General features: G+C 75.1%; 13 protein-coding genes. 4 read left to right on the top strand and 9 right to left on the bottom strand.

The window, feature by feature from the left end; genetic code table 11:
- Positions 1 to 55: 55 nt before the first annotated feature.
- The 4 genes from O4U47_RS03645 to O4U47_RS03660 form a co-directional block, all read right to left on the bottom strand.
- Positions 56 to 2569 carry an FtsX-like permease family protein gene (locus O4U47_RS03645; RefSeq protein WP_270676083.1) on the bottom strand — a complete coding sequence of 838 codons (2514 nt, stop codon included), beginning with the start codon at positions 2567 to 2569 and terminating at the stop codon, positions 56 to 58.
- Positions 2569 to 3351 (bottom strand): ABC transporter ATP-binding protein, encoded by a 783-nt coding sequence (locus O4U47_RS03650; RefSeq protein ID WP_270676084.1) that lies wholly within the window; start codon positions 3349 to 3351, stop codon positions 2569 to 2571. The genes O4U47_RS03645 and O4U47_RS03650 overlap by 1 nt, the downstream gene beginning before the upstream one ends.
- A gap of 490 nt (positions 3352 to 3841) precedes the next feature.
- Complete coding sequence (locus tag O4U47_RS03655; protein ID WP_270676085.1) at positions 3842 to 4498, bottom strand: LysE family translocator; 657 nt, start codon at positions 4496 to 4498, stop codon at positions 3842 to 3844.
- A 108-nt stretch (positions 4499 to 4606) separates the two neighbouring features.
- Positions 4607 to 5854: an MFS transporter gene (locus O4U47_RS03660; RefSeq protein ID WP_270676086.1), complete on the bottom strand. Its 1248-nt coding sequence runs from the start codon at positions 5852 to 5854 to the stop codon at positions 4607 to 4609.
- Positions 5855 to 6385: 531 nt separating this feature from the next.
- On the opposite strand from O4U47_RS03660, the gene O4U47_RS03665 reads away from it, so the two are divergent.
- Complete coding sequence (locus O4U47_RS03665; protein ID WP_270676087.1) at positions 6386 to 6988, top strand: TetR family transcriptional regulator; 603 nt, start codon at positions 6386 to 6388, stop codon at positions 6986 to 6988.
- Between the two features lie 39 nt (positions 6989 to 7027).
- Here O4U47_RS03665 and O4U47_RS03670 read toward each other — a convergent pair whose 3' ends face one another.
- A complete protein-coding gene (locus O4U47_RS03670; RefSeq protein WP_270676088.1) occupies positions 7028 to 7558 on the bottom strand; it encodes a hypothetical protein in 531 nt (176 codons plus the stop codon).
- A 160-nt stretch (positions 7559 to 7718) separates the two neighbouring features.
- Here O4U47_RS03670 and O4U47_RS03675 point away from each other — a divergent pair, with 160 nt between their 5' ends.
- Positions 7719 to 8498 carry a hypothetical protein gene (locus O4U47_RS03675; RefSeq protein ID WP_270676089.1) on the top strand — a complete coding sequence of 260 codons (780 nt, stop codon included), beginning with the start codon at positions 7719 to 7721 and terminating at the stop codon, positions 8496 to 8498.
- Here O4U47_RS03675 and O4U47_RS03680 read toward each other — a convergent pair.
- The gene (locus O4U47_RS03680; protein WP_270676148.1) at positions 8470 to 9495 is read right to left on the bottom strand and encodes an Lrp/AsnC family transcriptional regulator; all 1026 of its coding nucleotides are present in this window, start codon (positions 9493 to 9495) and stop codon (positions 8470 to 8472) included. The two genes, O4U47_RS03675 and O4U47_RS03680, sit on opposite strands and share 29 nt — an antisense overlap.
- A 184-nt stretch (positions 9496 to 9679) precedes the next feature.
- Between O4U47_RS03680 and O4U47_RS03685 the strand changes: the two genes are divergently transcribed.
- Positions 9680 to 11224 (top strand): AbgT family transporter, encoded by a 1545-nt coding sequence (locus tag O4U47_RS03685; RefSeq protein WP_270676090.1) that lies wholly within the window; start codon positions 9680 to 9682, stop codon positions 11222 to 11224.
- Between the two features lie 64 nt (positions 11225 to 11288).
- Entirely contained in the window at positions 11289 to 12530 is a 1242-nt protein-coding gene (locus tag O4U47_RS03690; protein WP_270676091.1) for a M20 family metallopeptidase, read from the top strand.
- Positions 12531 to 13180: 650 nt separating this feature from the next.
- Here O4U47_RS03690 and O4U47_RS03695 read toward each other — a convergent pair.
- The 3 genes from O4U47_RS03695 to O4U47_RS03705 all read right to left on the bottom strand — a co-directional run bounded on the left by O4U47_RS03695 (position 13181) and on the right by O4U47_RS03705 (position 15843).
- On the bottom strand, positions 13181 to 13597 hold the full coding sequence (locus O4U47_RS03695; RefSeq protein WP_270676092.1) for a Dabb family protein: 417 nt from the start codon (positions 13595 to 13597) through the stop codon (positions 13181 to 13183).
- 55 nt (positions 13598 to 13652) lie between these two features.
- Positions 13653 to 14990, bottom strand: coding sequence for an MFS transporter (locus O4U47_RS03700; protein ID WP_270676093.1), 1338 nt, complete (start codon positions 14988 to 14990; stop codon positions 13653 to 13655).
- A 283-nt stretch (positions 14991 to 15273) separates the two neighbouring features.
- The gene (locus tag O4U47_RS03705; RefSeq protein WP_270676094.1) at positions 15274 to 15843 is read right to left on the bottom strand and encodes a TetR/AcrR family transcriptional regulator; all 570 of its coding nucleotides are present in this window, start codon (positions 15841 to 15843) and stop codon (positions 15274 to 15276) included.
- Positions 15844 to 15962 lie beyond the last annotated feature (119 nt).

Genomic DNA, 15962 nt, shown 5'->3' on the forward strand with positions numbered 1-15962 from the left:
ACCGCACACCGCGCGGCCGACGGCCCCGTCCCGTCCTGCCCCGGTCCCGTCCCGGTCAGTCGTCGGACAACCCCTCGGCCGGGGCGATGCGGGCCGCCCGGCGCGCGGGCGCCACCGACGACACCACCCCGATCACCGAGGCCGCAGCAACGACCAGCCCCAGTGAGGACCACGGCACGGCCACGACGAGCGGCGCCTGGTCCCCCACGATCGCGCCGACGCCGACGATCCCGAACGGGACCCCGATCACGGTGCCCAGCACCGCGCCGACCAGGCCGATGACCACCGCCTCCACCGCCAGCGTCCCCCGCAGGCCCGACCGGGTCAGCCCCAGCGCCCTCAGCATGGCCGACTCCCGGGTCCGTTCCAGGACCGACAGCCCGAGCGTGTTCGCCACGCCCACGGCCGCGATCACCACGGTCACCAGCAGCATGGCCACGGACAGGTTCACCATGACGTCCAGGGCCTGGGTGATGTCGGCGCGCTCGCTCAGCGCCCCGCCGACGAGGAGGTCGGGGTCGTCGGCGGCGACGGCCGCCATCCGGTCCGCGATCGCGTCGCGGTCGGCGTCGTCCCCGGCCACGCCCCACACCATGGACCTGTCGGCGTCTCCCGCACCCCCGGCCTCCCCGGTGTCCCGGCCTTCCAGCTCTTCCAGGACGTCCTCGCGGACCACCGGCGCGACCGTCCCCGCCGCCTCGGCGAGGCCGGAGGAGTAGAGCGTGAAGGCGTGCTCCGCCTCCCCTCCCCCGATGCCGACGGCCAGGCGCATGCGCTCGCCCTCTTCGGCGTCCAGGGCGGCGAGCTGCTGGTCGCTGACGAGCATCACCGGCGCCGCTTCTTCACCTCCGTCACCACCCGAGGGCTCCTCCCTCAGCCGCTCGGCCCCGGCCGCCTCCGCCATCTCCGGCGAGATCCCGGCGAGCGTCGTCTCGCCCAGCGCCCCGATGCTCACATCGGCCGTGCGGACGGCCTCCACCGTCCCCAACGCGTCGATGTCCTCGACCGCCTGCACGGTCTCGCGCGCGACCGATCCCTCCGCCACGCGCGCGCCCACGTCCACCGGGTAGCGGTCACGCAGGTCCGCGTCGATCGTCGCCCGCCCCGTCGACGCCGCCGTGGCGAGCGCGGTGATCAGTCCGAGTCCGAGGACCAGCGCGAGCGCCGCCGTCGCCGCCCGACCGGAGTTGCGGGCCAGGTTCGCCCCGGCCAGGCTCGCCGTTCCGCCCATACGGCGCAACACCGCCTGCACGGCCCCGAACGAGCGGGCGATCGGATACCGCAGGGCCGCCAGCAGGCCGAGCGCCGCCACGAACCCGCCGACCACCGTCACCAGGGGCGACCCGGAGGCCGTCCCGACGCCCGCGCCCGCCGCCCCGGCGACGGCCAGGACCGCGCCGACCGCGTGCACCGCGCCGAACCGGACCCCGCCGCTCATGTCGGCCGCACGCAGCGCCTCCACGGGAGCCGTCGCCGCCGCCCGCCGGGCCGGCAGCCAGGCCGATCCCACCGCGGTCCCCAGGCCCACCAAGAAGGCCCCGGCCAGCGCCAGGGGCGACACGTGCAGGCCGCCGCCCGCCAGGCCCATGGCCGTCGCGCCCGCGTACCCGAGGCCCGTTCCCGCCGCCGTGCCGATGAGCGCCCCTGCCGCTCCGGAGATCGCGGCCTCCAGAGCGACCATCCGCCGCACCTGGCGGCGGTCGGCGCCCACCAGGCGCAGCAGGGCGGTGTCACGGCGGCGCTGCGCCAGCAGCACGGTGAACGTGTTGGCGATGACCATGGCCGAGGCGAGCAGCGCCACCAGCGCGAACGCCAGTAGCACGGTCTCCAGCTGCCGGGAGCCGCCCGCGAACCGGTCGGCCGCCTCGTCCGCCCGCTCCTGCGCCGTCGCGGCGGTGAACCCGGGCGGCAGGGCGCCGTCGAGCTCCTCGACCGCCTCCCGCGGGGTTGTGCCCGGTTCGACCACCGCCAACGCCGAATGCGGGGTGTCCCCGGAGAAGGCGGCCTCGGGGGCGTAGAGGCGGTACTGCACGCCGGTCAGCGGCCGGAAGTCCAGATCGGCGACGCCCACCAGGGTCGCCGTCGTCTCCGCGCCCTCCGCGTCCACCAGGCGCACGTCCCCGCCCACGGCGAGCCCGGTGCCGGCGACGGTCTCCGGGTCGGCCACGACCTCGTCGGGCGCCTCGGGCCAGCGCCCCTCGTCCAGGTCGAACCAGCGCAGGCCGGGCCGGTCGGCGATGGTGGAGACATTGGCGGTGCCGCGCCGGTCGCCGGTGGAGAGCTGGACGGTCCGGGCGTGGACGGGGGCCGTGGCGGCGATACCGGGGCGGTCGGCGAGCCGGTCGGCCCAGTCCGGCTCGGAGTCGGCGCCGGCGGCCTCCGGGTCGCGGTCGACCACCACGTCGGCTCCGGTCAGCGGGGCGGCGGCGACCATCCGCAGACCGGCCGCCGAGGTGGCGGTGAACACGGCGGTCGCCGCGAGGAACGCGGTGCCCAGGGCGACCGCGAGCAGGACCGCGGCCAGGCGGGCGGGGCGGGCGCGCACGTGCGCCCAGGCGTGGCCGAGCATCAGCGCACACCCTCCGCGCGGGCCATGGCCGCGACGACGCCGTCGGCGGTGGGGGCGTCCAGCGTGCCGTGCAGGGCGCCGTCGGACATCAGCACGGCCCGGTCGGCGTAGGTCGCGGCGACCGGGTCGTGGGTGACCATGACGACGGTGCGGCCGAGGCGGTCGCAGGCCTGCCGGAGGTGGCCGAGGAGTTCGCGGCCGGTGGCGACGTCGAGGGCGCCGGTCGGCTCGTCGGCGAACACCACGGCCGGGCGGGTGAGGAGCGCGCGGGCGACGGCGACCCGCTGCTGCTGGCCGCCGGAGAGCTGCCCGGGCCGGTGGCCGAGGCGGTCGCCGAGCCCGAGCGAGCCCACGACCTCGTCGAAGAGCGCCCGGTCGGGGCGGCGGCCGGAGAGCCGGAGGGGCAGCAGGACGTTCTCCTCGGCGGTGAGCGCGGGCAGGAGGTTGAAGGCCTGGAAGACGAAGCCGATGCGCTCGCGCCGGAAGGCGGTCAGCTCGCGGTCGCCGAGGGCGGCGAGGTCGTGCCCTTCGACGGTGACGCGCCCGGCGGTGGGGGTGTCGAGCCCGGCGAGCAGGTGCATCAGGGTGGACTTGCCGGACCCCGAGGGGCCCATGACGGCGGTGAACCCGCCGCGCGCGAAGGCCAGGTCGACCCCGGCCACGGCGGTGACGGCGGCGGGGCCGTCGCCGTACCGCTTGACGAGCCCCGAGGCGCGGAGGGCGGGCTCTTGCGGGTCCTGCGGGCGGGGCGCGGCGTCCGCGGGTTCTGTGTGTGGGTGCATGTCGCCGTTTCCGTGTCGGTGCGTGTCGTCGGTGCCGCCGGTGTCGGCCACGGGGCACGTCCGACGGTGATCGGCACGCTACGGAGACGGTGGCCTGCGCCGACAGAACCGATCGACGGGAGGGCACCCCTGACTTTCGTCAGGTGCGGGCCTGCCCGAGCGCGCACGGGGCGGCGCGGGCAAGGGCCCCGGCGCGGTCGCGAACGCGTACGGAAACGCTTACGGGGACGCCTACCGCCGGGAGGGGACGGGGGTGCAGGGGACCCGGGGCCGGGGGTACTTCCCCGTGCACGCCTCCGCCCCGGGATCGGGCGGCCGGCTCCGTTGAGCCCTGACCGAGAGCGGGAGGCGGGGGACGGGGGACCGCGCCTTCGACCGCTACGGCGGCTCCGGGGACGGGCTCTTCCGGTACGCCGGGCACGTCGGCGGCCTCGGTCCGGCCGCTTGAGCGCGGCGGCGCCGGGCCCGCCGAAGCGGGCCCGGCACCGCCTCACCGCACGTCGAGGACCAGACGGGCGGCGAGGGCGCCGAAGATCGCCGCGGAGGCGCGGTCGATCCACCGGCGGACCGGGCCCCGGCGCAGCAGGCGGTCGGACAGCAGCCCGGCCGCCACCCCGACGGTCCCGTCCACCAGCAGCCCGATGACCACGAACAGGCCGCCGAGCAGCAGCATCTGGGCCGTCACCGGCAGCGCTCCCCCGCCCGTCGTCAGGAACTGCGGGAAGAACGCCAGGTAGAAGAGGATCACCTTGGGGTTGGCGAGGTTGGTCAGGGTCGCCATGGCGTAGACGCGGCGGAGCGGGCGCGCCGCCGGTGCCGGGGGCGCCTCCCCGGAGGCGGCAGGGGCCTCGGTCCGGCTGCGGCGGCCGTCCCTGAGGGTGGTGTAGGCCAGGTAGACCAGGAACACCGCCCCGGCCAGGCGGATCGCGTCGAGGAGCTGCGGCGCGGCGCTGATGAGCATCCCCAGGCCGAAGGCGGCGGCGATGGTGTGGCCGAGCAGGCCCGTGGACATCCCGAGCGCTGCCACCAGACCGGCGCGTCGGCCTCCGGCGGCGGCGTTGGCCACGATGAAGAGCATGTCCGGCCCCGGAGCGATGCTGAGCAGGAGGACGGCGAGGGAGAAGGCGGCGATCAGCGCGGGATCCATGGCGAGATTGTGCCACGCCGGGTTCGCGCGGTTCGCGCCTTTTTCCGGGCCGCCCCTCCGTCTTCACCGGCACGCTCCGGCCGGCCGCCGGACCGTGCCCCTTCGGAGTCACCCCGCCCGGCTCGCAGGGCGCCGGGCCAGGGCGGCGAGGGCCGCCCCGAGGGCCAGCACCCCCGCGACCACGGTGGCGGTCCCCGCGAAGCCGAGGCCCGCCGCGCCCGCTGCGAGCTGGGGGCCCACCCCCGCGCCGACGAACATGGAGAAGGCGTAGAGCGCCGTCCCGACGCCCCGGCCCTCCGGCCCCGCGTGCTCGCCGATGCTCTGCACCAGCGCGGGCGCCGCCACCAGGATGGCGGCGGTGAACACCAGGAGGACGGCGCCGAGGCCGGCGGCGCCGCCGCCCACGACGGCGGCGGCCAGGACGGACAGCGCCGCGAGGGCGAGCCCCGCGACGGCGCGCGCCCCCGCGCTCCAGCGGCCGAGGAAGCCCGCGAGGAGGGGGACCGCCACCATCGCGGGCAGGGCGAAGGCCCGCAGGACGAGCAGGGCCCCGTCGTCGCCCGCGATCTCCGGCGGCCCGGCGATGGTGACGGCGGTGTAGACGGCGACGAAGCCGCCCAGGAGCGTCGCGGTGGCGGCGAAGAGGGCCGCCAGGCGAGGCGTGAGGAACAGGCCGGGCATCGCGGCGAAGGCGCCGAGGAGCGGGCGGCCGGCCCCCTGGGGCCTGTGCATGACGGCCCACGCGGCAGGGGCCGCCGCCAGGAGCGCGACGGCGCTGACGAGGAAGACCGCGCGCCAGTCCGCGGCGGACGCGATGCCCTGCGCGGCGATCTGCATGATCGGCGCGGAGGCGAGGGCGGCCCCGCTGATGGCGGTCATGGCGGCCGGGCGGTGGGCGGGGCGAATGTGCTCGGCGACGTAGGCGAAGGCGGCCGGGGCGAGGGTGGCGGTGGTCAGGCCCTGCAGGGCGCGCAGGGCGATGGCCGTCCCGGGGGTGTGCGCGGCGGCGACCAGCGCGGTGGTGGCGGCGGTCGCGACCAGCCCCCAGGTGATGGTGGCGCGGGGGCCGAACCGCTCGCACAGGGCGCCCGCCGCCAGGAAGCCGACGGCGTAGGCGACGGCGAAGGCGGTGGAGACCCAGGTGAGGGCGTGCGGGGTGGATCCCAGGTCGTCGGCCATGGGACCGAGGAGGGCCAGGACGGAGTACATCTGCCCGACCATCGGGATGCAGGCGGCGGCGAGCAGGGCGATGGCCGGTCCGGTCCGCGCCCGGGCGGCCGCGGCGTCGCCGGTGTCGTCTGGCCCGGTGGCCGGTACAGGTTCGGTCGGGTTGCCGGAAGTGGCGGGCGAGGTCATGGCGGCGACCATATCCAACCAACCTTTCGGTTGGCAACGCGCGAGACCGCCCCCGGCCCCGTCCACCGGACTCGCCCCGCCATCCGGGGCAACGAGGGTGGTGGTTCTGCCACGCGATCGCCCCTGGGGGAGTTCACTCACCACACTGGATGCGCGAACCGGCACTGCGTTCCCGGTATGCCCGAAATGCACCCCACGGGCGGAGCCTTCCCCGGTGATCCCGGGGAGGCGGCCCCATGGCGGCGGACCCGCGCCAACCCGGCGGCCGCCACGAACGCGAACGACCACGCACCTCCCGGCCGCGCCGCCCCCGGACCGCGAGGGGCCGGACGGACGGCAGGCAGGCCCGGGAAACCACCCACTTCTCGCCGTCGCCGCTCAGCCACGGCGACCACGCACACGCCCGGCGGCCGACAGCGCCGCCCAACGGGCCACCGCCATCCGTCGTCGCCGTCCGCTTCCCTGCCGCCGTCCGGCACCCTGCCGAGCGCTGCTCCAACGAACCGGTCGGTGGCCGCTACCCTGGGCGCCATGCCTCGTGACGCCGCCGCCACCCGCGCCCGCCTTCTGGCCGCCGCCCGCGACGAGTTCGCCGAGCACGGCATCGGGGGCGCGCGCGTCGAACGCATCGCCAAGCGCGCCGGGGTCAACAAGGAGCGCATCTACGGGCACTTCGGCAACAAGGACGCCCTCTTCGAAGCCGTCATGGTCGACGCCCTCGGCGAGCACACCGAGGGCATCGGCCTGCCCTCCGGGGACGTCGCCGAGTACGCCGGGCGGCTCTTCGACTACCACCGCCAGAACCCCCAGCTGCTGCGCCTGCTGATGTGGGAGGCGCTGCACTACGGCGAGGAGTCCGAGCTCCCCGGCCGCGAGGAGCGCAAGGCGCACTACGCGACCAAGGTGGACGCGCTGGCCGAGCTGCTGGGCACCGGCGCCGACCGCCGCGCGGCCTCGCTCCTGATGGTGGTGATCGGGCTGGCGGCCTGGCCCTCGATCCTGCCGCAGCTCAACCGCGTCATCGCGGACGTCTCCAAGGAGGAGGCCGGGGAGGGGGACGTGGACGCGGCGATGAAGGAGACCATCATCGACGTGGTCCGCAAGGCGACGGCGGACCAGGACGGCGCCGGCTGAGCGGCGCCGACTGAGGTGCGCGCCCCGCCCCTGCACCGGTCAAGCCGCGCGCCAGGCCTCCGGGTAGGACGGCATCGGACGGCGCGCCTCAAGGAAGGCGCTGAGCCACCACGGGGCGGCGCACAGGAGCGCGGCCGCCACCGTCGAGGCGAGGCTCCACGGCACGAACACGCCGAGGATCAGAACGACCGGGTAGACCAGCGAGAACAGCCACCGGGGCCACACGTGGCGCCGCTGCCCCAGGAACGGGGCCACGGTCGCGGCGGTCTGGCGCTTCCACACCGGTCCGAGGATCACCGGTGTCAGCACGAACGGCAGCACGGTGAAGGGGAAGCCGTCTCCCGCCTGCCAGACCAGCCCGAGCTGCGCCACCGCGACTGCGGCCGCCCCTCCGGAGAACACCCCCAACCCCAGGCAGAAGAGCACGTACTTCCTGCGCAGGCGCGCCACCAGCGCCCAGTGCTCCTGCCAGGCGCGCTCCCCGAGAGGCGTGCCGATGAGGGTCTCCATCCGGGACCACGACTCCACGGCCTGCTGCACGAGGGGCCGTTGCTGTTCAGGTGCGGACACGCGGTCTCCGTTCCAGGGGGCGTGCGGCCGGAGGCCGTTCGGAGCTCGGATCACTCTATCCCGATGGCCCGTTCCCGCCCCATCTCCCCCAACTCCGCCCCATCGGCACCATGGGCGCTACGATCGGCACCCAGCGCCAGGACGACCCGAGGGACCCCCTATGTCCGATCTCGCCCGCACCCGTGCCGAGCTCCTCTCGGACATCCTCTTCCCCCGGGACCCCACCACCGGGCTCGACGGCGCCCCCATCACGACCTCCAAGGAGGCCGTCGACGACGCGATCGAGCGGGCCCAGGCCCTGGTGGACGCCCAGGGCGACGACCCGTGGCCGCACTTCATCCTGGGCCTCGCGCAGGGGATGCGCTACCTCGACAGGGACGTTCACGCCGACGGCGAGCGCGCCGTGGAGCGGCTGCGCGAGGCGGTGCGCCTGAGCGGGCGCACGGACCCCGACGCCGCGCTGATCCGCCAGCAGCTCGCGGCGACCCTGGCCGCCGTGTGGGCGAACGCCTTCTCCCGGAACCCCGGGGGCACCGACCCCGCCGAGCTGGCCGAGGGCCTGCGCCTGGCGCGCGAGGCCGTGGAGCTCACCCCCGAGGGCAGCCCGCAGTACCCGGTCCGGCTGATGCAGGTGGCCGAGCTCCTCGGCCAGGGTGCCGACGGGCCCGGCCGGATCGGCGAGGCGGTGGAGGTCGCCGAACGCGCACTCGCCGCCGCCCACCCGGACGACCCGCGCCTGTCCCAGTACCAGAACTCCCACGCCCTGCTGCTGGCCCACCTCGCCGCCGAGCAGGGGGCCGCGGACACCGCCGTCACCGCCGAGAAGTCGGCCATCCGGGCGGGCCACCTGGCCCACCCCTACGACCCCGCGCAGATGAAGATCATCGGAACGATGCAGCGCGCCCGGATGCTCAGCGCCCCGGGCGGTCCTTCCTCGTGAACGGCAGCCTCGCCTCGCCCAGGAGGCCGTCGGCGCGGTCGATCCAGTAGCGGCGCATGACCTCCAGCAGCACCGACGACCGCACATCGGCCACCCCGGGCAGCGCCGCCAGGTCCTCGGTGATGAAGCGGCCCAGCTCCCTCTCGTCGCGGAACGCGCCGTGGTGGATCAGCGACACCTCTCCGGCCACGACCGACACGTAGCGCGCCGACGGGTGGGCGGCCAGCTTCTCGGCCACGTGCGCGATGGACCCGGGGCGCACCGTCAGGGACAGGATGACTTCCAGGTGCATGCCCAGGAGCTCCGGTTCGACCTCCACTCGGGGGCGCACGACCCCGCGCTCCAGGAGCGACTGCACGAGCCGGTAGGCCGTGGACTGGCTGACCCCGAGTTCCCGCGCAACGTCACCTGAGCCGGTGCGGGCATCGGCGTGCAGGAGGCCTGACACCTCGATCTCGTCGCCCGTGAGGGGGCCGGACGCCGCGGCGCCGCCGTCCTGTTCCGGAACGTGGATCCGGTAGGGCCTCAGGGCCTCGAGGCGCTCGGGCGGCAACCGGTCCAGCGTCCACGCGTCGGCGCGGGTGACCGGGCGCAGCACCAGGTCCGACTGCCCGGCCCGTACGCCCTCCACCGAGGGGATCTCGGTCATCAGGAGCTCTGTGGAGCGCGCGCGCTCCGAGGGGTGGACCACACAGTAGATGTCGGCGCGTCCGCTGCTCAGGGCGACGAGCTGTACTTCGGGCATGCGCGCGAGCCTGCGCGCCACCTCCACCGCTCGCCCGGACTCGGCGTGCAGCCATACGTGCCGCGGGTGGGCGTCGGAGACGAGCGACCAGTCGAGCTGCCCGACGACCCTCAGCTGCCCGGACGTCTGGAGCCTCTGCAGGCGCCGCCCCACCGTGCTCGGGGAGCTGTCGAGCACCTCGGCGAGCGCGCTGCTGGGCGCGCGGGGGGCGTACTGCAGGGCGGCCACCAGGTCGAGGTCGAGTCCGTCCAATTCCTGTGCACCCACACTCGGATCATAGCCACTACCGATGGGGCTCCTGCTGACTTAATCCACCATTTTCCGGCTTGATATTGACAAGACTCACCACCGGGATGGACTCTGACACGTCATAGGACGACGTGACGCAGCTCATGCGGCGCGCGTCCCCCCAGCCCTCCGACCCGAGGAGTCGACGGTGGCCACTGCCGACGTCCGCAGCACCGGCCGCGCCATGACGGTGCTCATGCGGTTCCTCCAGCTCATCGAGCGCGCGGGCAACAAGCTCCCGCACCCGTTCTGGCTGTTCATCCTGATGGGCGTCCTGGTCGTGCTGCTCAGCGCGGTCCTGGAGGCCCTGGGCGTCCACGCGGTCTCCCCCGCCGACGGGGAGCGCATCGCCGTCAAGAGCCTGATCAGCGCCGAAGGCGTGCAGGTGGTGTTCGGGGACGCGGTCGACAACTTCGCCGCCTTCCCGCCCATGGCGCTCATCGTGGTGGTCATGCTCGGCGTCGCCGTGGCCGAGCGCGCGGGCCTGCTCAACGCGGTGCTGCGCGGGAGCGTCACCCGGGTGCCGGACAAGCTGCTCACCTTCGCGCTGGCCCTGGTGGGCGTGTCCGCCAGCGTGGCCTCCGACGCCGCCTACGTCGTCCTCGTCCCGCTGGGCGCCATGATCTTCAAGGCGGCGGGGCGCAGCCCGATCCTGGGGCTGGTGACGGCCTTCGGGTCGATCTCGGCCGGCTACAACGCCTCGATCGCGCTCACCCCGGGCGACGCCCTGTTCGCGGGGCTCACCACCGGCGCCGCGCAGATCATCGACCCCCAGTACACGGTCACGCCGGTGGCCAACTACTTCTTCACCGCGGTCAGCGCGGTGCTGCTGGCGCTGATCATCACCGCGGTCGCCGAGTTCGTGCTGGCCCCGGCCACCGCCCGGATGGAGGTCGACGGCGACGGCGCCGACGCCGAGCTGGGCGACATGCGGCTGACCGCGGACGAGCGCCGCGGGCTGCGCAACGCGCTGCTGGTGGTGGTGGCCGCGGCGGCGCTGATCGCGGCCGCGCTGATCCCGTCCGGGTCGCCGTTCCGCGGCGAGGACGGGGGCGTGCTCAGCTCGCCGCTGATCACCGGCATCGCCTTCATCATGGGGCTGCTGTTCCTGGTGGCCGGTGCGGTGTTCGGCCGCACGACCGGGAGCCTGTCCCGGGCGCGCGAGATCCCCGAGGCGATGGCGCAGGGCGTGCGCGACCTGGCGCCGGTGCTGGTGCTGTTCTTCGCCGCCGCCCAGTTCCTGGCGTACTTCAAGTGGACCGGGCTGGGCGAGGTGCTGGCGGTGCGCGGCGCCGGGCTGCTCGGCTCGGCGGGGGTGCCCACGCCGGTGATGCTGGTGGGGATGGTGCTGGTGTGCACCGTCATGAACATCATGATCACCAGCGGCTCGGCGCAGTGGGCGCTGGTGGCGCCGGTGTTCGTGCCGATGTTCATGCTGCTGAGCATTCCGCCGGAGACGACCCAGGCGGTGTTCCGGGTCGCGGACTCCCCCACCAACGTGATCAGCCCGATGAGCCCCTACTTCGCCATGGCGCTGGGCTTCCTGCAGCGGTACCGCCGCGATGCGGGCATCGGCACGCTGCTGTCGATGACGCTGCCGATCTCGGTGGCCATGCTGGTGGGGTGGACGCTGATCCTGCTGGCCTGGTGGGGGCTGGGCATCCCGCTCGGCCCCGGCGCCCCGGTGCGCTGACGGCCCGCCCTGACGCCCCGTTCTCCCCACCGTCCCCACACCCGACCGAAGAGAAGGTGACGACGTGACCGATGCGTCCCTGCCCGGCTCAGCCGATCCGTCCGACCCGGCCGACCTGAACGGCCTGACCGAGGCGGCCCGGCGCGACCTGCCGGACATCCTGGACGACCTGCGGCGCCTCGTGGAGAAGGAGACGCCGAGCAGCGACAAGCGCCTCCTGGACGCCGGACTGGACGACCTGGAGGCGTGGCTCACCGACCGCCTGGGAGACCCGGCCGAGCGCGTCCGCCACGACGGGGGCGCGGACGGCGACGTGCTGGAACTGCTCTACCCGGGCGACGCGGGCAACACGGGCCACACGGCCGACACCGGCGGCGAGGTGCTGCTGCTGTGCCATTACGACACGGTGTGGCCCGAAGGCACCCTCGCCGAGTGGCCGGTGAGCATCGAGGGCGACCGGTTCAGCGGGCCGGGCTGCTTCGACATGAAGGCCGGGATCGTCCAAGGCGTCTGGGCCGTCAGGCACCTGCGCGCGCTGGGGCTGCCCGTGCCCTCGGTCCGATTCCTCCTCAACGGGGACGAGGAGGTCGGCAGCCCGGCGTCGCGCCCGCACATCGAGCGGGCGGGGCAGGCGGCGGACGTGACGCTGGTGCTGGAGCCCAGCCGTGAGGGCCGGGTCAAGACCGGGCGCAAGGGCATGGGGCTGTTCAACGTCACGGCCACCGGCATCGAGTCGCACGCCGGGCTCGACCCGGATGCGGGGGCGAGCGCCGTGCACGCCCTGGCCGAGCTGGTGCCGCGGATGGCGGCGCTGGCCGCCCCGGAGCGCGGGACCACGGTGAACGTGGGCGTGTTCAGCGGCGGCACCGCCCGCAACGTGGTGGCGGGCACGGCGTCGTGCCAGGTGGACGTGCGCATCCAGGACCCGGCGGAGACGGAGCGCATCGACGCGGGGCTGGCGGCGCTGGCGCCGTCGGACGGCCGGGTGAAGGTGGAGGTCTCCGGCGGGTGGAACCGCCCGCCGATGAACCCGGGCCCCTCGACCGACCGCGCGTTCGCGGCGGCGCGGGAGGTGGCGCGCGGGCTCGGCGAGGACCTGGGGCAGATCTCGGTCGGCGGGGCGAGCGACGGCAACCTGGTCGCGGCGCTGGGCCGCCCGGTGCTCGACGGCCTGGGGGCGGCCGGTGCGGGCCCGCACTCGCGCGATGAGCACGTGAGCGTCGGCCGCACGCCGCACCAGGTGGCGCTGCTGGCCGGGCTGCTGACCCGCCTGGCCGGGGACGGGCGGCCGCCGCTCGGCGACTGACGGCCCATGGCCGAAGACCGGGGAGGCGCTCCGCCCGAGCAGCAGGGTCCCGTCCCGGGGCGCCTTCCCTCCCTCCCCGTTCGCAGCGGCTTCAGTCCGGACCTGTCCGGCTCTCGGAAGCCCTGGCCGACGCCCTGCCCGTCGACCGGAGGCCAAGGTCGCCCCTGCCCCCGGCGCTATACCGCCTCGCCGGGAAGCCCGGGAAGGCATGGCCGAAACCGGTCCAGTGCGAGCGTATTGATCCGCTATTCACCCGGTATGCGCCTAGGCTTTGGGCCTCGCCGCGCCCGAGGGCGGCGCGGCGGCCCCGTCACCGGGGCGCGCACCCCCTCCACGCGCGTCGCGCGCGGGGTGACCCACGGCCTCCCCCGGGGAAGGCCCACGCCCTCAGCGGCGGCCCGGCCTTCCTCCTCTGGGGTCGGAGGCGCCGCACGGCCCGGGACCGCCCTTGCGCGGAGCGGCGGTCCCGGGCCTTCTCCCGGGCATACCAGGGGGCGGGAAGGCCGGTTCGGGCACCCGGCGTGGTGGAACGGTCGCCTCAGGCGTGATCGGGGCGCCATCGGGCCCCGAGCCCGGCCCCGAGCGGTCAGCGCAAGCGCCTAGGGCAGCCGCCTCGGAGGGGCGGCTGCCCGCGCATGGTCGGGGGCTGGTCAGTCCCCGTGTGGGCCCGGGGCGGCGCTGCCCTTGTACTCGCCCAGGTCGGACACCAGCTCCGAGATGTCGGGGATGCTGTCGTACCGGCGCTGGTGCAGGGCGGCGATCCTCTCACCGAAGTCCGGGGACAGGTCGTCGGTGATGTCGAACGACGCGAACCTGTCGACCAGCGGCAGCCCGATCCGGTCGGTGCGCAGGTGGGCCGGGTGGATGAGGTACTCCCAGTAGCCGTCCAGGTCCTCGATCTCGAAGGTGGCCCCCCACTCGTACTCGCCGCCGTAGTCGCGGCCGACGACGAAGGAGGTCACCGACGGGATGGTCCTCCCCTGCTCGCGCAGGCTCTCCAGCGCCTCCTCCCGCTGCTCCTGCGTGACGCCGGGCTTGAGGGTGAAGCGGATGCCGTGCTGGATCATCGTTCTTCCTTTCGGTGCGGTGAATCGGTGTGGTGGACCGGTGCGGTGCAGGGCCTCAGTCGGAGGCCCTGCCGTGCCGGCCCGTGCGGGCCGCCCTGGGCCCGATGGCGGCGACGGCCGCGAGCGCGGCGCCCGCCGCCATCGCGCCCCCGGTCCAGGTGAACGCGGCGGCCAGGCCGGTGGTCCGGATGAGGGGTTCGACGACGAGCGGCGAGAGGAACTGGCCGAGGAAGATCGCCGTGACCAGGCCGCTGAGGACCCGGCCGCGCCGGTCGGGGGCGGCGAGCTCGCTGAGCCGCAGGTTGAGGTTGGGGACGGTGACCCCGACGCCGGCGCCGCTGACGAGCAGCCCGGCCGCGATCGGGCCGACGCCGTCGCCGGTGCCGACGAGCAGCCAGCCCGCCCCGAGCAGGGCGACGCCGAGCGCGGTGATCGCGGCGGGTGCCAGGCGGCGGCGCAGGGCCGGGAACACGAGCGCGCCGACCGCGCTGGTCAGGGTGCTTCCGGCGATCACCGCGCCGGTGGGGGCGGGCCCGACGCCGTGACCGCTGAGCAGGAAGGGCAGCTGGGTGGGCGCCATGTAGAACGCCAGCGTCGCGACCAGCGCCAGCACGTAGATGCCGAGGATGCGGCCGGTCATCGTCCGGCGGGGCGGGCGGTGGGGCGCCGCGTCGTTCCCGGCTTGCTCGGTGCGCCCGGCTTGCTCGGTGCGCCCGGCCTGCTCGGTGCGCCCGGTGTTCTCGGTGTCCACAGGGCTCTCGGTGCGCTGGATGCGCGGCTCCCCGCGCAGGGCGCCGATGGCGAACGCGGCGACGGCCGCGGAGACCGCATAGAGCCAGAACGGTGCGCGCCAGTCGGCCGCGGCGAGCAGCCCGGCCAGCGGCAGGAACACGACCCCGCCCAGGCTGGCGAACGCCTGTTGCAGCCCGAGGAAGGACGCGCGCCGCGGCCCCTCGAACCAGTCGGTGATCATGGCGCCGACCGCCGTCATGATCGCGCCCACCGCCACGCCGAGCAGCACCCTGGTGGCCAGCAGCACGTACAGGTCGGTGACGAGGAACCCGGCGGTACCGCTGGCCGCGGAGAGCACCAGGCCGCCCACGAGCAGCGGGCGGCGGCCCACACGGTCGGCGACCAGCCCGGAGGCGGGTGCGCTGACGGCGATCGCGAGGGAGGTGACGGTGAGCGCGAAGCGGACGAGGAGGTCGGCGCCGGGGGTTCCGGTGAAGGCCTCGCGCATCGCGGGCAGGCTGGGCGCGATGATCGCCGCCGCCATCAGCGTCATCATGGCCGAGGCCAGCACGGCGGCGCGCGCCGGGCGCGAGGGCTCCGGACGCGGTGGTTCCCGGCGCGTCCGGGTCGGTCGGCTTGGCCGGGTCGGTGCGAGCGGCATGGGGTCGCTCCTCTCTGGGACAAGCGGTCGTGGCGCGCCGGTCGGGGCTCGGCGCAGGGTCACGCCGTCAGGCGGGGCCGGTTCCACTCCGGCTTATGAGTGGTTGACCACTCACTCTTTGGGTCGAAAAACCGGCCGCCGAGGCGGCGGCGCGCCGGGTCAGTGCCGTGGCGCTCCCGGCGCGGCCCCCAGGACGGACACGTGCGGGCGTGACCTCGCCCCGGCCTTCCACCCCGGCCGCCCCGGAGCCGCCGCGACCGGACGGAAGCGGCGCCGCGCGGCGTCAGAAGTGGCGGAGGCCGCCGGACAGCGTCCGCGCCCACGGTTCCTCGATGCGGTTGGCGTCGAGGGCGACCACGAGGTGGCACAGCATGCCCGTGGCGAAGAACCGCTGGACGTCGGCTTCCGCCGCACCGGAGGCCCCGCGGGCGTACTCGACCAGCCGGGCGTACCCGGCCCGCACGACCTCGGCGATCGCGGGCTCCGAGGCCGCCGCGCACTGCGCGTGCAACTGGAGCAGGAGCAGGTTCCGGTCGGCGATCAGCCGGGCGTAGGCGTCGCCCATCGCGTCCAGGACCGCCTCCGGCGAGCCGCCGCCGACCGCGGCGACCCCCTCGTCCAGGCTGTCGCGGATCAGGGCGAAGCAGTGCTCCACCACCGCCGCGAACAGCGCCTCCTTGCCGGGGAACAGCCGGTAGACGTAGGCCTGCGAGATCCCCGCCCGCTGGGCCACGTCGGTGGTCGTGGTGCCGAAGTAGCCCCGTTCGGCGAACGCGCTGACCGCGGTGCTCAGGACCGTCCGCCTGCGTTCGCCGGCGGTCGAGAGCTGTCGGCGGGAGGGTGCTGTCGTCATGTGAGTAATAAACCACTCACACCTGTCTCCGGTCAACCCCGCCCCCTCACTTCCTATTAGGAATACTCGGCGTCCGTTCACCGTTCCCCCTCATGGCCGGGCGACGACACTGGGGCCGC

This window comes from Nocardiopsis suaedae (genome assembly GCF_027706745.1).
GTDB lineage: Bacteria > Actinomycetota > Actinomycetes > Streptosporangiales > Streptosporangiaceae > Nocardiopsis_A > Nocardiopsis_A suaedae.

Coding starts and splice junctions, on each gene's coding strand:
- O4U47_RS03645 (WP_270676083.1), bottom strand. CDS start 2,569: ATGCTCGGCCACGCCTGGGCGCACGTGCGCGCCCGCCCCGCCCGCCTG.
- O4U47_RS03650 (WP_270676084.1), bottom strand. CDS start 3,351: ATGCACCCACACACAGAACCCGCGGACGCCGCGCCCCGCCCGCAGGAC.
- O4U47_RS03655 (WP_270676085.1), bottom strand. CDS start 4,498: ATGGATCCCGCGCTGATCGCCGCCTTCTCCCTCGCCGTCCTCCTGCTC.
- O4U47_RS03660 (WP_270676086.1), bottom strand. CDS start 5,854: ATGACCTCGCCCGCCACTTCCGGCAACCCGACCGAACCTGTACCGGCC.
- O4U47_RS03665 (WP_270676087.1), top strand. CDS start 6,386: ATGCCTCGTGACGCCGCCGCCACCCGCGCCCGCCTTCTGGCCGCCGCC.
- O4U47_RS03675 (WP_270676089.1), top strand. CDS start 7,719: ATGTCCGATCTCGCCCGCACCCGTGCCGAGCTCCTCTCGGACATCCTC.
- O4U47_RS03695 (WP_270676092.1), bottom strand. CDS start 13,597: ATGATCCAGCACGGCATCCGCTTCACCCTCAAGCCCGGCGTCACGCAG.
- O4U47_RS03700 (WP_270676093.1), bottom strand. CDS start 14,990: ATGCCGCTCGCACCGACCCGGCCAAGCCGACCGACCCGGACGCGCCGG.
- O4U47_RS03705 (WP_270676094.1), bottom strand. CDS start 15,843: ATGACGACAGCACCCTCCCGCCGACAGCTCTCGACCGCCGGCGAACGC.